Origin of the sequence: Bradyrhizobium sp. 172 (genome assembly GCF_023101065.1) — a bacterium.
Taxonomy (GTDB): Bacteria; Pseudomonadota; Alphaproteobacteria; order Rhizobiales; family Xanthobacteraceae; genus Bradyrhizobium; species Bradyrhizobium canariense_D.
This window is the reverse complement of the sequence record NZ_CP064701.1, coordinates 4784980-4799904: the sequence shown is the minus strand read 5'-3', so window position 1 is coordinate 4799904 and position 14925 is coordinate 4784980. Positions and strand designations below refer to the sequence as shown.

The 14925-nt window shown below is 63.4% G+C and carries 13 protein-coding genes; 5 read left to right on the top strand and 8 right to left on the bottom strand.

Annotated elements, in window-relative coordinates; genetic code table 11:
- Nucleotides 1–1410: an ATP-binding protein gene (locus IVB07_RS23325; RefSeq protein ID WP_018459384.1), complete on the top strand. Its 1410-nt coding sequence runs from the start codon at nucleotides 1–3 to the stop codon at nucleotides 1408–1410.
- Between the two features lie 72 nt (nucleotides 1411–1482).
- On the opposite strand, the gene IVB07_RS23320 is transcribed toward IVB07_RS23325, so the two are convergent.
- Nucleotides 1483–2784, bottom strand: coding sequence for a M20/M25/M40 family metallo-hydrolase (locus IVB07_RS23320; RefSeq protein WP_039800683.1), 1302 nt, complete (start codon nucleotides 2782–2784; stop codon nucleotides 1483–1485).
- A gap of 279 nt (nucleotides 2785–3063) precedes the next feature.
- Here IVB07_RS23320 and IVB07_RS23315 point away from each other — a divergent pair, with 279 nt between their 5' ends.
- Nucleotides 3064–4152 carry a TRAP transporter substrate-binding protein gene (locus IVB07_RS23315; protein WP_018459382.1) on the top strand — a complete coding sequence of 363 codons (1089 nt, stop codon included), beginning with the start codon at nucleotides 3064–3066 and terminating at the stop codon, nucleotides 4150–4152.
- Between the two features lie 78 nt (nucleotides 4153–4230).
- On the opposite strand, the gene IVB07_RS23310 is transcribed toward IVB07_RS23315, so the two are convergent.
- The 5 genes from IVB07_RS23310 to IVB07_RS23290 all read right to left on the bottom strand — a co-directional run bounded on the left by IVB07_RS23310 (nucleotide 4231) and on the right by IVB07_RS23290 (nucleotide 9125).
- Entirely contained in the window at nucleotides 4231–5886 is a 1656-nt protein-coding gene (locus IVB07_RS23310; RefSeq protein WP_018459381.1) for a TRAP transporter large permease subunit, read from the bottom strand.
- A 27-nt stretch (nucleotides 5887–5913) separates the two neighbouring features.
- Complete coding sequence (locus IVB07_RS23305; RefSeq protein WP_018459380.1) at nucleotides 5914–6495, bottom strand: TRAP transporter small permease subunit; 582 nt, start codon at nucleotides 6493–6495, stop codon at nucleotides 5914–5916.
- 170 nt (nucleotides 6496–6665) lie between these two features.
- Nucleotides 6666–7691, bottom strand: a complete 1026-nt coding sequence (gene moaA / locus IVB07_RS23300; RefSeq protein ID WP_018459379.1) for a GTP 3',8-cyclase MoaA — start codon at nucleotides 7689–7691, stop codon at nucleotides 6666–6668.
- 107 nt (nucleotides 7692–7798) lie between these two features.
- Complete coding sequence (locus tag IVB07_RS23295; RefSeq protein ID WP_026233794.1) at nucleotides 7799–8296, bottom strand: hypothetical protein; 498 nt, start codon at nucleotides 8294–8296, stop codon at nucleotides 7799–7801.
- A gap of 139 nt (nucleotides 8297–8435) precedes the next feature.
- Nucleotides 8436–9125 (bottom strand): HAD-IA family hydrolase, encoded by a 690-nt coding sequence (locus IVB07_RS23290; protein WP_018459377.1) that lies wholly within the window; start codon nucleotides 9123–9125, stop codon nucleotides 8436–8438.
- Between the two features lie 175 nt (nucleotides 9126–9300).
- On the opposite strand from IVB07_RS23290, the gene rpiA reads away from it, so the two are divergent.
- The 3 genes from rpiA to gor are packed head-to-tail and all read left to right on the top strand — an operon-like array spanning nucleotide 9301 to nucleotide 11979.
- Nucleotides 9301–10014, top strand: a complete 714-nt coding sequence (gene rpiA, locus IVB07_RS23285) for a ribose-5-phosphate isomerase RpiA (protein ID WP_026233791.1) — start codon at nucleotides 9301–9303, stop codon at nucleotides 10012–10014.
- A gap of 2 nt (nucleotides 10015–10016) precedes the next feature.
- A complete protein-coding gene (locus IVB07_RS23280; RefSeq protein WP_018459375.1) occupies nucleotides 10017–10535 on the top strand; it encodes a DUF2059 domain-containing protein in 519 nt (172 codons plus the stop codon).
- Between the two features lie 55 nt (nucleotides 10536–10590).
- On the top strand, nucleotides 10591–11979 hold the full coding sequence (gor, locus tag IVB07_RS23275; RefSeq protein WP_018459374.1) for a glutathione-disulfide reductase: 1389 nt from the start codon (nucleotides 10591–10593) through the stop codon (nucleotides 11977–11979).
- A gap of 6 nt (nucleotides 11980–11985) precedes the next feature.
- Here the strand turns inward: gor and IVB07_RS23270 are convergent, their stop codons facing one another.
- Together IVB07_RS23270 and IVB07_RS23265 are read right to left on the bottom strand one after the other, a co-directional pair.
- Nucleotides 11986–13125 (bottom strand): hypothetical protein, encoded by a 1140-nt coding sequence (locus IVB07_RS23270; RefSeq protein WP_018459373.1) that lies wholly within the window; start codon nucleotides 13123–13125, stop codon nucleotides 11986–11988.
- A gap of 572 nt (nucleotides 13126–13697) precedes the next feature.
- Nucleotides 13698–14924, bottom strand: coding sequence for a carboxylate-amine ligase (locus tag IVB07_RS23265; protein ID WP_026233789.1), 1227 nt, complete (start codon nucleotides 14922–14924; stop codon nucleotides 13698–13700).
- Nucleotide 14925: the final 1 nt, after the last annotated feature.

The window sequence follows — 14925 nt, the reverse complement described above, 5'->3', positions numbered from 1 at the left end:
GTGGCCCGGATCGGATCTCACGCCGGATTCCGCGCCGGGATCCATGGGAGGTCGCCGACGTTCAAATCGCTGATCTGGCGCATCGTGTTCCTGCACATCGTGGCGGTCGCGGTGGTCGCGATCTTCCTGCCGCTGGTGCTGTTCTGGCTGCTCAATTCAGAGATCGACCAGCTGCATCGCGATGCCATGCGCGCGCAGGCCGAGGTGTTGGCCGAGCGCATCGTCGCCCAGCCCGACGGGCTGCTGACGTTCAACCTGCCGGACAGTCTCAAGGGCCTTTATTCAGAAGCCTATGGCCGCTACCAGTACGACATTCGCGATGCCGGGGGGAATCTGCTGTTTTCGTCGCGGCGCAAGACCGGCACTGCGGCGGCCGCGCCACCGCCGCTCTCCGAAACGATTTCCGGGGCTGGAGTCACCCGCACTATCGACGGCAAGGTGATACGCATTCGCGTCGCGGAGGACCTCGCGCACCGCGACGTCATCATCGACGACATCGTATCGAACTTCTTCCGGCGGGTCGGATGGATCACCATTCCGATCCTGCTGGTCCTGCTCGGCATCGACATCATCATCTTTCGCCGCGCTGTTGCGCCGCTATGGAAGGCCTCCGAGGAGGCGAGCAATATCGGCCCGGCGCGCACGGACATCCGCCTGCCGACGGAGCAGATTCCGCGCGAGATCATGCCGCTCGTCACCGCCGTCAACCAGGCGCTCGACCGCCTCGAGGACGGCTTTCGGGTGCAGCGGCAGTTCACCGCCGACGCCGCGCATCAATTGCGCACGCCGCTCGCGATCCTGCGCACGCGGATCGAGACGCTCGGCGATGGCGCCGCACGGCATGCGCTGCATGCGGACATCGAGGGCATGAGCCGCATCGTCGCGCAGCTACTGGAGATCGCCGAGCTCGACACGCTGGTGCTCGATCCCGGCGAGACCGCGGATTTGCGCGCGGTCTGCGCCGAGGTGGTCGGTTCGATCGCGCCGCTCGCGATCGCACAGCACAAGGATATCGCGCTGAGGGGCACCGAGGCGCCGGTGCTGATCCACGGCAATTCGGTGATGCTCCAGCGCGCGATCTTCAATCTCGCCGAAAACGCCATCAAGTTCACGGCAATGGACACGTCGGTCGATGTCGATGTGAGCGAGGATGGCGCGGTGCGCGTGCGCGATTGCGGGCCGGGAATCGCGGAAGCCGAGCGCGAATTGATCTTCCACCGCTTCTGGCGCGCCGACCGCCAGCGCAGCGACGGCGCCGGCCTCGGGCTGTCGATCGTGCGCGCCGTGGCGGATGATCACGCGGCGACGGTTGCGGTGGAGAATCTTCCGGGCGGCGGCGCGCAGTTCACGCTGCGGTTCAGGCTGGCGGAGAAGTCGGACGACCTTAATTTGAACGCAGTGCGGTACTGACGCGCCACCTTCTCCCGCATCCGCCTTCGCCAAGGCTTCGGCGGACATGAGGGGAGAAGGCGAAAGCGACGGCTATTTCAGCTTGCCGGTGGACAAATCCATGATCATGCGCGTGGTCAGATAGAGACGCGGCACGATGCTGTCGAGTTTGACATATTCGGCGTCGTTGGAATGCGCGCCGAAGCCCGACAGACCCATGCCTTCGACCACGGCTCCGCTGGTCTTGAGTGCGGCAAACGCCGCGTCGGTGCCGCCGCCGGTCGCCTTCTCGTCGACTTTGAGAGGCAGTCCGATCTCCTCATAGATCGTCTTGCCGTGGGCCGCGACTCGACGTGAGGCGTCGTTGGCCTCCAGCGGCGGACGGCGCACCTCGAATTTCAGCTCGACCTTGGACTCGGGCAGCAGGTGATTCTTGATCTTCTCCTGCAGTGTCTTCTCGAGCTCGTCGAAATCGGTGACTTTAAGTGCACGTGCGTCGGCCTGGGCCGTGGCCTCCGCGGGGATCACGTTGCGGTTGGTGCCGGCCTTGGAGACCGTCCAGTTCAGTTTCAGGCCCTGCTCTGGTTTGGACAGGTCCTTCATCTGCAGCAGCTGGTGGGAGAGTTCGTACAGCGCGTTGACGCCGCCCTCGGGCCGTGAGCCTGCATGTGACGACTTGCCCTGCACCGTGAGATAGGCCGAGCCGATGCCGCTGGTGGCCAGCCGCAGCGTGCCGTCGGTACCGCCGCCTTCAAAGGAGAACACCACATCCTGATCCGCAGCGAACCTGGTGATGGTGCTGCGCCAGCCCGGTGAGGAGATCTCCTCGTCGCCATTGGTGAGCACCGTCAGCGTGCCGTAATCCCGGAAGCTCAGCTTCTGCAGCAACGCCACGGTATGAAGAATGAGCGCGACGCCCTGCTTGTCGTCGGCAATGCCGAGGCCGTAGGCCTTGTCGCCGTCGATGCGGAACGGTTGATCCTTCAGCATGCCCTTCAGGTACACGGTGTCCATGTGGGCGATCAGCATGATCTTCTTGCTGCCGGTGCCCTTGAATACGGCGTGTACGGCCGGGCCGATCTTCTCGGGTGTGTCGTCGAGGCGATAGACGTCGGTGGGTTCGAGGATCTCCACCGTGCCGCCGAGCTGCTTGAGCTGGCCGGCAACGCGCTGGGCGATCTGGTTCAGACCTTCGACATCCTTGCTGCCGGATTCGATGCTGACGAGATCGCGCAGCGTATCGAGCAGCGGCTGCTGCTCTTTTTGTGCCAACGCATGGACGTCGGCCATGACATTCGCGCTCAGCTCAGCATGCGCCGGCATTGCCGCACATCCCAGCCAGAGCGACGCGATCAACGAACCAACGAGCGATGGAGCAGGGTAGGATCGCGACATGCGTGGCGGCCTTAGGTTGGGGGAATGGCGCGGTATGCCCGTGTTTCCGGCGCTTTTCACGTGCCCGGCGCGCCCGTCATGCCCGGCCGAGGCGGGCGTGATGGGAACGGCCAGGGCCGCGGCCGTCTAAGCCTAAAGTCGTAGGACCGGATGGCGCGGGAGCTGGGCATTTTCGTCCCTCACATCGTGAGGGATGGAAATCGGACGACACATGTTCCATGCTGGCCTCCAAGCCTCGGCAAGAAGGCCCATCGTCACAATCCATCAGGGTAGGACATCATGAAAAGACGAGATTTCATCAAGGTCACCGGGCTTGGTGCGGCGGGTGTCGCCACGCTCGCCGCTCCAGCGATCGCGCAGACGACGCCCGAGATCAAATGGCGCATGCCGACGAGCTGGCCGAAATCGCTCGACACGCTCTATGGCGGCGCCGAGATGATGGCCAAGATGGTCGCGGAAGCGACCGACAACAAATTCCAGATTCAGACATTTGCCGGCGGCGAGATCGTGCCGGGCCTTCAGGTGCTCGATGCCGTGCAGAACGGCACCTGCGAAATCGGCCACACCGCGTCTTATTATTATTTCGGCAAGGACCCGACCTTCACCTTCGGATCGTCGGTGCCGTTCGGGCCGAACATGCGCATCAACCAGGCCTGGTACACACTCGGCGGCGGCAGGGAGATTCTCAACGAGTTCTACAAGAAGTACAACGTCGTCTCGCTGCTTGCCGGCAACACCGGCTGTCAGATGGGCGGCTGGTTCCGCAAGGAGGTCAAGACGCCTCAGGACTTCAGCGGGTTGAAATTCCGCATCGGCGGCTTTGCCGGAAAGGTGATGGCCAAACTCGGTGCGGTGCCGCAGCAGATCGCCGGTGGCGACATTTATCCGGCGCTGGAGAAGGGCACCATCGACGCGGCGGAATGGGTCGGGCCCTATGACGACGAGAAGCTCGGCTTCGTGAAAGTCGCGCCGCATTATTACTTCCCGGGCTGGTGGGAAGGCGGGCCCATGCTTCTCGCCTTCGTCAACCAGGACAAGTGGAATGCGCTGCCGAAGCACTACCAGAGCATCCTCGAGCAGGCGGGGCACTACGCCAACAACTGGATGATGGCGAAGTACGACCAGTCCAATCCGCCGGCGTTGCGGCGCCTGCTCGCGGCCGGTGCCAAGCTGCATCCGTTCTCGCCAGAGGTCATGCAGGCCTGCTTCAAGGCGTCAAAGGAGCTGCACACCGAAGTCTCGGCCACCAACCCGGATTTCAAGAAGGTCTACGAATCGCTGACCGCGTTCTCGAACAACGGATATCAGTGGTTCCAGGTCGCCGAAGTCGGCTATGACAACTTCATGGCGCGCAACTCGCAGAGCTGATCGCAGAGCGCACGATCGGCCCAAACGAAAAAACCCGGAGCTTTCGCTCCGGGTTTCTTTTTGTAGGCGGGCCGGGCGCTATTGTTTCGGCTGGCCGAAGTCGAGCGGCGGCAGATCGATCTGGGGAATGTCGATCTTGATGCTGTTGGGATCGACGGTGGACTGCACACCCTTGTAGTGCATCACCATCGACGGGAACATGATCACGAGCAGCACCATGACGAGCTGGATGACGACGAACGGCACCGCACCCCAATAGATCTGTCCCGTCGTGACCGGCTCCATGCGTTTGCCGGTGACGCGGTCGGTATAGCGCTCCTTCGGCGCGACCGAGCGCAAATAGAACAGCGCAAATCCGAACGGCGGATGCATGAATGACGTTTGCATGTTGACGCCGAGGATGACACCGAACCAGATCAGGTCGATGCCGAGATGCTCGGCAGCCGGCCCGAGCAGCGGGATCACGATGAAGGCAAGCTCGAAGAAGTCGAGGAAGAACGCCAGCACGAACACGAAGGCGTTGACGAAGATCAGGAAGCCGATCTGGCCGCCGGGCAGGGATGTCAGCAGGTGCTCGACCCAGACATGGCCGCTGACGCCGTAGAAGGTGAGCGAGAACACGCGTGCCCCGACCAGGATGAAGACGACGAACGCGGACAGCTTCGCCGTCGATTCGGTAGCCTGACGGATCAGGTCCCAGGTCAGCCGCCGCTTCGCGGCTCCGAGAATGAGGGCGCCGGCTGCACCCATCGCACCGCCTTCGGTGGGCGTCGCGACGCCGATGAAGATCGTGCCCAGCACCAGGAAGATCAGGAATAGCGGGGGCACCATGACGAAGGTGGTCTGTTGCGCCATCTTCGAGAGGAAGCGGTAGCCCGTCAGCTTGTCGAGGACCCAGTTCGCGATGGCGACGAAGAACGCGAAGAGAATGCCGAAGAACATGCTGAGCACGACGAAGTCGGCGCCGTGTGTCTCCGAATTCCGCATCATGAACCAGCCGAAGACGCAGCTCGCCAGGAACAGCACGCCGAGCGACTTGAGGCCGCGGTCGCCGCTCTCCTCGCGGAAGCCGATCGCCTCCTTGGGAAGACCCGGCGCCGCCTTCGGGAAAATCATGGTCACGAGGAACGCGTAACCTGCATAGAGGCCGGCGAGCACCAGGCCCGGAATGAATGCGCCCTCGTACATGTCGCCGACCGACTTGCCGAGCTGGTCGGCCATCACGATCAGGACGAGTGAGGGCGGAATGATCTGCGCCAGCGTGCCGGAGGCCGCGATGATGCCGGTCGCCACGCGGCGGTCGTAGCCGTAACGCAGCATGATCGGCAGCGAGATCAGGCCCATCGAGATCACCGAGGCCGCCACGACGCCGGTCGTCGCCGCAAGCAGGGCGCCGACGAAAACCACCGCGTAGGCGAGGCCGCCACGGATGGTGCCGAACAACTGGCCGATGGTGTCGAGCAGATCCTCGGCCATGCCGGAGCGCTCGAGCACCAGTCCCATGAAGGTGAAGAAGGGAATGGCGAGCAGCGTGTCGTTGTTCATCACGCCGTAGACGCGCTCCGGCAGGGCCTGGAGAAAGTCCGGGTGAAATTGTCCGAGCTGAACGCCGATGATGGCGAAGAACAGGCCTACTGCGCCGAGCGAAAATGCCGCCGGATAGCCGAGCAGCAGCACGACGACGAGCGTCGCGAACATGATGGGCGCCAGATTGGCGATAATAAACGCGGTCATGACTTCCCCCTAAACCGTCGCCAACGGCTACTTCTTTTCGATCGCTTCGACGAGGTGCTCGACCTCGGCCTCCAGTGCGGACACCTGCGACTCGTGTGGGTCCGGGATCATGCCGCGCATGATCGCGATTCGCTTGATCAGCTCGGAGATGCCTTGAACGAGCAGGAGGGCGAAGCCGATCATGATCAGCGCTTTTGCCGGCCATTGTGGCAGGCCGCCCGCATTGCCGGATTGCTCGTTGATCTGGAGCGAGCGCAGGAAGAACGGTATTCCGGTCACGATCATGACAACGGTCAGCGGGATCAGGAAGAAGATGTGCCCGATGATGTCGATGATGTTGCGAGCCCGTTTCGGCATCATGCTATTGAAGATGTCGATCCGGATGTGCTCGTTGTCGAGCAGCGTCCAGGACGCGCATAGCAGGAACACGATGCTGAAAAGCACCCATTGCAGCTCGAGCCACGAGTTGGAGGACGTGTCCAATGTCTTTCGGATGATCGCATTCAGCGCCGAGATGACGACGGCGAGCAGGATCAGCCAAGCCAGACGCTTGCCCGTCCAACGTGTGAACGCGTCAATTCCATTGCTCAGCTTCAGGAGCGCTTGCAAGATTGGTCCTCCCCGATTTGCCCCGGCCGTCTTGACTGCGCCGAGTGGGCGCGTTGGCTTGTCTCGCCGCGCAGGCATGAGGCTGCCGCACCAAACCAGCGAGCGTGCCGCCAGTCAATCGGAAGTTTGTTGATAGTTAAGGGGAATAAGCCGCGGCCGGCCAGCCGATGTTAGCCGCCGGTGACGCTCATGTGCCTGGAGACGCTGGGGCGGTCGTGGCGGCGGTCGATAATGAAATCGTGGCCCTTGGGCTTCAGCCCAATGGCGCGGTCGATCGCATCCGCAAGCAGCGAATCGTCGTCCGATGCACGCAGAGGTTTGCGCAAATCGGAGGCATCCTCGTGGCCGAGGCAGGTGTGCAACGTTCCCGTGCAAGTGACGCGCACGCGATTGCAGGATTCGCAGAAATTATGGGTCATCGGGGTGATGAAGCCGAGCTTGCCGCCGGTCTCGGCGACGCTGACATAGCGCGCCGGCCCCCCGGTGCTCTCGGCCAGATCGGTCAGCGTGAACTGCTGGGCAAGGCGCGCGCGAACCAGCGACAGCGGCAGATATTGGTCGATTCGTCCCGATCCGATCTCGCCCATCGGCATGACCTCGATCAGCGTCAGCCCCATGCCCTTGCCGTGGGCCCAGCGCATCAGGTCGGGAAGTTCGTCCTCGTTGAGGTTCTTCAGCGCAACGGCGTTGATCTTGACTGCGAGGCCCGCGGCGCGTGCGGCCTCGATGCCTTCCAGCACCTTGTCGATCTCGCCCCAGCGGGTGATCTCGCGAAACTTCTGCGGATCGAGCGTGTCGAGCGAAACGTTGATGCGGCGGACGCCGCAATCAGCGAGTTCGCTGGCATGTTTCGCAAGCTGGGTGCCGTTGGTGGTCAGCGTCAGCTCGCTCAGCGCGCCGCTCTTGAGGTGCCGCGACAGCGAGCGCACCAGCGTCATCACGTTACGGCGGACCAGCGGTTCGCCGCCGGTGAGCCGCAGCTTCTTCACACCCTTGGCAATGAAGGCCGAGCAGAGCCGATCGAGTTCCTCCAGCGTCAGCAGGTCCGCCTTGGGCAGGAACGTCATGTCTTCCGACATGCAGTAGAAGCAGCGCAGGTCGCAGCGGTCGGTGACGGAGACGCGCAAATACGAGATGGTCCGTCCGAACGGATCGGTCATCGTGCTCGACAGGGGGCTCGCGGAAAGTCCGTTCATACCAAATGCCTTGTCACTTGCGGCAACGCGAGCAGTTTTGCTTCAGCGGTGTCCTGGAAGCAATCTAAGCATCGAATGCGTCAGAGACAAATGGGGGATGACGGAGGTCAGCGCTTGCCCGCGTTCGGATCGGGGAAAGGCGAGCCCGCAGCCGGTGCGGCAGCAGCCGGGGCGACCGCGGCCGCCGCCGGTTTCGGTTTCTTCGGGCGGTGCGGCTTGCGGACCGGTCTTGGCGGAACGGCCGGCTGGAGCTCCGCGAAAATCGGGTTGGGGTCGGTGGTGATCGAGGCGGGCGTGGTGAGGTCGCCGGGATTCTTGATGACATTCACCGGTACGCTCACCGGCTGGTATTTTGGGAGCGCGAAAGCGACCGTGAAGGGGGCGTCGGGGGCGGGAACCGCGACGGAGCAGGGCGTCTTGCAGCCGGCACCCAGTGAGGTCGTGGCGTCAGCACCCGGGGGATTGGATTCGAGCCGGACCTGCACGGTCGGCGGGGCCGATTTGAACATGTCCCAGGACGTCGAAGACATCGAGGAGCAGCCGGCAAGGGTCGCTGCTCCCAAGAGACTGACCCCAGCTAGCGCAATCGCAATGACACGACGCATGACCATCCACTTCTACTGCGACGAACCGCCACATCCCCGGACAAACTTAGGAGTGTCGTTCCGAACGAGCAACCGGCCGGCCGCACATCGTTAGTAGATGGTTAAAGCGGGATTCCGTGGAATAACTAAGCTATCTCAGCTACTTGAGACCTGCCTGCGCGGTCATCAGGCTGCTGGCGGCTGCCGGCAGGTCGCGCATGTGATGGATCAGCCGGTCCGGCTTCAACTCGGCAATCGGGACGTCCGTATAGCCGAAGCTGACCCCGATCACGGGAACTCCGGCGCGCCGGGCCACGCCGACATCGGGTCCGGCGTCGCCGACCATGATGCTGGCTTTCACCTCGCCGCCGGCCCGCGCCACCGTTTCCCGGAAAATGGTCGGATCGGGCTTCTGGACGCCAAAAGTGTCAGCGCCGCAGATCGCGGCGAAGCGCCGGCTCAGGTCGAGCTGATCCAGCAGGCGCTTCGACAACCATTCCAGCTTGTTGGTGCAGACCGCAAGGCGATGGCCCTGGGCTGCAAAATGGTCGAGCGCGGCCTCCAGACCCTCGAAGGGCCGGGATTCGACGGCGATATTGTCGGCGTAATAGCCGATGAAATCGGCCGTCATCCGGTCCATGTCGGCAACCGTGACGCTGCGGCCCTCGGCCTCCAGCCCCCGCTCGATCAGCTTGCGGGCGCCGGCGCCGATCATGTTGCGGGCCGAGGCCATCGGCACGGGCGGCAGCCCTTCGCGGTCGAGCACGTAATTGAGCGCGGTGATCAGGTCGGGCGCCGTATCCACAAGCGTGCCGTCGAGATCGAAGACGATGGTGTGGGAGGGGGTCATGGTCCAGCGCTACCGGCCCGGCCCCGCCCGCGCAAGGGCCGAAGCCATAAGATCACCTTATAAGGTGGGTCCGGAGGCCGGTTCCCCCAGACCCTGTTCTCCGAGGGAAAACGAGGCTACACAGGCCGCCGCGAGCCTATGAGGCAGCACACTCGTAATTCAGGGACGGCGCAACGTGAACATGGACCAGTTGAAGCGGCAGGCTGCGGCGCGCGCCCTCGAGGACGTCCGTGACGGCATGCAACTCGGGCTCGGTACCGGCTCGACTGCAAAACATTTCGTCGAGCTGCTCGGCGAGCGGGTCCGCGCCGGACTGAAAGTGATCGGCGTGCCGACCTCCGAGGCGACGCGTCTCGATGCAATCCGCTGCGGCGTGCCGCTGACCACGCTGGATCAGATCGATCATCTCGACATCACCGTCGACGGCGCCGACGAGATCGATCCCGAACTCAATCTGATCAAGGGCGGCGGCGGTGCGCTGTTGCGCGAGAAGATCGTCGCGGCCGCCTCGGATCGCATGATCGTGATTGCCGACGACACCAAATGGGTCCCGACACTCGGCCGCTTTCCGCTGCCGGTCGAGGTCATCCCGTTCGGGCTCGGCGCAACGCGACGCGCGATCGAGAAGGCGTTTGCGGAATGCGGCGTTTCCGGGCAGATGGCGGTCCGCAACGGCAAGGACGGCCACGTTTTCGTCACCGATGGCGGCCACTGGATCCTCGATGCCCAGCTCGAAAAGATTGAGGATCCCGCCCGCCTCGCCACGGCGTTGAGCGCGATCCCCGGCGTCGTCGAGCATGGTTTGTTCATCGGCTTGGCCAGCTCGGCTGTCTTGGCGGGTGGCGAGGGAATTCGCGTGATTGAACGGCGAAAGCCGAAAGGAGACTAGGAATGAAGAGCGTTTTGAAATTGTTGCCGGTCGCGACCCTCGCTGTGGGACTGGCCCTCTCGGTCGCCCCGGCCGGGGCCCAGCAGGCGGCTCCGCCGAAATCGTCGCCGACGGCCATCGCGGCCGCCAAGGAGATCCTCGCGATCAAGAGCGCCAGTGCGATGTATGCCAACGCCGTGCCCGGCCTGGTCGATAAGACCAGGATCGCGCTGATCCAGCAAAACCTCAACTATCAGAAGGATCTCACCGAGGTCGCCGGGGTCGTCAACCAGCAGCTGGCAGGCCGCGAAAAGGAGATCGGAGAAGGCATGGCGCAGGTCTATGCCAGCGAGTTCACCGAGCAGGAGCTGAAGGATCTCGTCACCTTCTACAAGTCGCCGCTGGGCAAGAAGCTGATCGAAGCCGAGCCGCGCGCGATCGGGCTGAGCATGGCCTTCATGAACTCCTGGGCTCAGAACTTCTCCGAGACCGTGATGGGTGCCTTCCGCGCCGAGATGCGCAAGCGTGGCAAGGAGATCTGACAGTCCCTATCTGATCGGAATCCGGATCATGTTCTGAAAGAGGTCGGAGTGGACAATGGCTGAATTCGACGTCGACCTCTTTGTCATCGGTGGCGGTTCGGGCGGCGTGCGCGCCGCCCGCATCGCGGCCGGCTACGGCGCCCGCGTCATGATCGCGGAAGAGTACCGCATGGGCGGGACCTGCGTGATCCGCGGCTGTGTGCCGAAGAAGCTGTTCGTCATCGGCTCGCATTTCCGCCATGAGATCGAGGACGCCGCCGGCTTTGGCTGGACCGTTCCGTCTGCGACCTTCGACTGGCCGACGCTGATCGCCAACAAGGACAAGGAGATCGCGCGTCTGGAGGCGGCTTACACCGCCAATGTCGAGAAGTCGGGCGCGCAAATCGTCAAGAGCCGCGCGGTGATCGAGGACAAGCACACCGTCCGCCTGCTCGAGAACGACCGGAAGATCACTGCAAAATACATTTTGATCGCCACCGGCGGCGCGCCCAATCACGGCGCTCCGATTCCCGGCATCGAGCACGTGATCTCCTCCAACGAGGCGTTTCACCTGGCCAAGCTGCCGAAGCGGATCGTGATCCAGGGCGGCGGCTACATCGCGCTGGAGTTCGCCGGCATCTTCGCCGGCTTCGGCTCCGACGTCACAGTCATCTATCGCGGCGACAACATTCTTCGCGGCTTCGACGAGGATGTTCGCGCCCATGTCCGCGCCGAGATGGAGAAGCAGGGCATCACCATCCTGACCGGCTGCACGGTGACGAAGGTCGATCGGCACGGCGAGGAATTCACCACGCATCTGTCGAACGGATCGAGCCTTGCCTCCGACCAGGTGATGTTCGCGATCGGCCGCCATCCCGCGGTCGCCAATCTCGGCCTGGAGAAGGCCGGCGTCGCCATCAACCCGCGGAACGGCGGCATCGCGGTCGACCATTTCTCCAAGAGCTCGGTCGACAGCATCTACGCGATCGGCGACGTCACCCATCGCTTCAACCTGACGCCGGTCGCGATCCGCGAGGGCCATGCGTTCGCCGACAGCGTGTTCGGCAAGCGCGAGGTGCAGGTCGATCACGCCAACATCCCGACCGCCGTGTTCTCGCAGCCGGAGGTCGGCACCGTCGGCCTGACCGAGACGGAAGCCCGCGCGCAATTCAGCCATATCGACATTTACAAGACCACGTTCCGGCCCATCAAGGCGACGATGTCGGGCCGCGATACCCGCGTGCTGATGAAGCTCGTCGTCGATGGTTCAACCGACCGTGTGCTCGGCTGTCACATCGTCGGCGATGCCGCAGCCGAGATCACGCAGGCAGTCGCGATTGCGGTGAAGATGAAGGCGACCAAGGCCGATTTCGACGCGACGATCGCGCTGCATCCGACCGCGTCCGAAGAGCTCGTCACCATGCGCACCCCGACCGCCCGCCACGTCCGCCAAGCGGCGGAGTAACTCCGCTCAGCCGTACAGGTATCCGACCGGCTTGCCCTCGGTGCGCAGCGGACGGATGTCCTTCTGCGTGATGATCTGACCGGCGAGGCCGTCGATCTCGTCGCGTTGCGTCGGCGTCCAGCTGCGGAGGTCGTTCATGCCCTTGAGAAGGCCGAGCCGAAGGACCTGCGTGTTCTCACCAACACCGACGAGGCTTGTGGCGTTCTTGCCCGCCGTCACCACATCGCCGGCCGCGAGCTCAAAGGTCTCGCCAGTCTTGTTCCTGAATTCGGCCGTGCCGCGGATCACGCGGTAGATCACGACCTCGCCCTTGGCGAAACATGTGGTGTCCGCCGCTGACGACGTGCTCTTGGACAAGAGCGATTGGCCGCGCGGATCGGTTGCGATGATGTGGCCGGCGACGAGGTGACCGCTCGGAGCCTCGATCCCGATATCGCGCACGTAAACCGGCATGGCCGATTTGATCGGGCTGTCGGTGAGCGGCTTGAACAGCGCATCCAGCGCCAAGGGGTCCTGGAGCCAGAAGCCTGCATCGACCGGGCGATCATGCAGAGAGTGGCTCCATGCCACCCGCGGCGTCTCGGCTTCGTTGATCTGGTCCGGACCGACGATGGTCGGGTTTGGAAACGTCGTCGGGTCAGTGATGAAGGCTTCGAGGAATTTGCCCGAATAGCCCATCGAGATTGGATCCGGCACCACCGTCTGCGGCGTCTTCAGATTCTCTTCGGTCGACAGTCCCGACCAGGTGTAGAACAGCTGTCGGTGCACGATCGCGCTTTGCAGCATCACCGCGCCGGGGCCGACATTATAGAAGCGCCCGTCATAGTCGAACGTGAACGCGCCCGACGTGACCAGCACGAGCTGAAAGCCGCCCGGCGGCAGATGAAGATGGAAGTCGGTAGGGCCGGTGTCGGGCAGATAGATCGGCAGATTGGTCGCGACCTCGTGCAGCAGGAAGGTTTCGTTGTTGGCGTGGAAACCCTCGTTGGCGCGATTGTAGAGGGCCTGCGGCCGGTACGTTGCCTCGAACTTCGCATTCCGGTCGCGATCGATCGCCACGAACTCCTGATCGTTGAGGCGAAGGGGCGCGCCGTCCGGGCGGGTGAGGCCGGTGAATTTGAGATCGCCGGTGGCATGCACGTTCATGGCATTCTCCGATCTGGCCCGCTCACCCTGTCTCGGCGCACGCATCTTGCTGAGAGCAGGGGATCAGGCCTGATGCTGCCTTGCGAATTTTAGGCCAGTCGAGGCGGTGCGCGGCACGCAAGGCTTTGCGACTCGCCGCCACGCGATGAAAAATCGAGGTTGCACTTGAGGTTAGATGACACGCTTGACCAGCCTGCATGGCCTTGTTCGCCCAGTCTGCAATCCTGGTGACGAGACGTGTCTTGTCTAATTTGGCGGCATTCTGGCGCGGATGCGCAGCTGCGCCGATCAGGAGAAGTCGGCGGCCGGGTGTCTGAAGCCGTTCATTCGAAAGCTCGACGGACGGTCCGCTCGGGCTTGCCGTACGGGCTGTCAGCCCACTTCGCCATGTCCACTGCACGCGCCTCGATGAGCTCGCACCAGAGGCAGCTGAGCTCCGCGCGCCCTTTGGCCGAGAGCATCGGAATGAGGCCATGGCCACAGCCAGCGCAACATTTGACGTGATTCATCGTTCTCTCCGCGACCTTACGCATTCAGGACCGACATTGTTGCTCGCGAAGCTTGCGCGGGCGCTATGAAGGCGCGGGAACGCCTGCGGCGGGGGTGCTCGTGCCCGAGATCGTCGCGTCTGCGATCCAGCGCGACACGGCGGCGATGTCTTCCGCATTGTCGCGGAAGGCGCGAAGCTGGAATTCGGCCGAGCTGCCGCGTTCGACGATGGTGCGACAGTGTTCGACCTCGGCCATGCAGTTCAGCGCGGCGGCGTCTTCGGCGATGTCCTCGATCACACGGGAGAGCAGCTCGGAGATCTCGACCGGCCCGTCCTTGGAGGCAAAGATGCAATCGGTGCCGTAGCGCTGGGCGCGCCATTTGTTTTCCACCGCAATTGCGCGTTCGACCGCGGTGACCTCTTTCGAGAGATGAGGTCGCAGGTAGAGATAGCGGGTCAGGCAGCGATAGAGCGAGGCAATGGCAACGGCGTCGTCGACGAAGGTGCAGGTATCGGGCGCACGCAGCTCGAGGGTCGGGTGCTTCATCGAGGGGCGCATGGCCCACCAGATGTGACTTTCATCGGGGATCACGCCCGAGCGCTGCAACGCGCCGACATATTCGTCGTAATCCTGCCGGCTCTCGAATAATTCGGGCAGGCCAGTGCGCGGCAGCTCGGAATAGGCGGCGAGCCGATAGCCCTTCAGTCCGGTCTTGTGTGAATTCCAGAACGGGGAGGAGGCCGACAGGGCGATGAACAAGGGCAGATGCGGCAGCATCGCTCGCATCACCGCCATGCGCTTTTCGGGATCGGGCAACTGGACGTGCACGTGCATGCCGCACATCAGGTTGCGGTGGCCGATGCTGCGCAGATCCTCAATCATCTCCTCGTAGCGTGGCTTCGGGCTCGGCTGCGACATGCGCCAGACCGCGGTCGGGTGCGTGCCGCAGGCCATGATCACGAAGCCGTATTGTGCCGCGACGTTTGCGACTTCGCGACGCAGGAAGCGAAGCTCTTCGCGCGCGTCGGCGACGTCGACATGCACGTTGGTGGCGACCTCGAGCTGCGACTGTAACATCTCCCGCATCGCCTGGCCGCCTGTCGACCAATTCGCAGATTCGAATAGCTCATTGGGGGTCTGGATCGCGACCTCCAGGCTGCGGCGATCGGCGAGGAAGTATTCCTCCTCGATACCGAACGAATATTCCGCAGCCTTGCCGCGTCCGCCGGCCGAGCGAATGACGAGGTGCTGCCTGTCCTCGGAGGAATCAAGCCGCAGCAGTTTCAAGACGTCTGACGCCAATGTCATC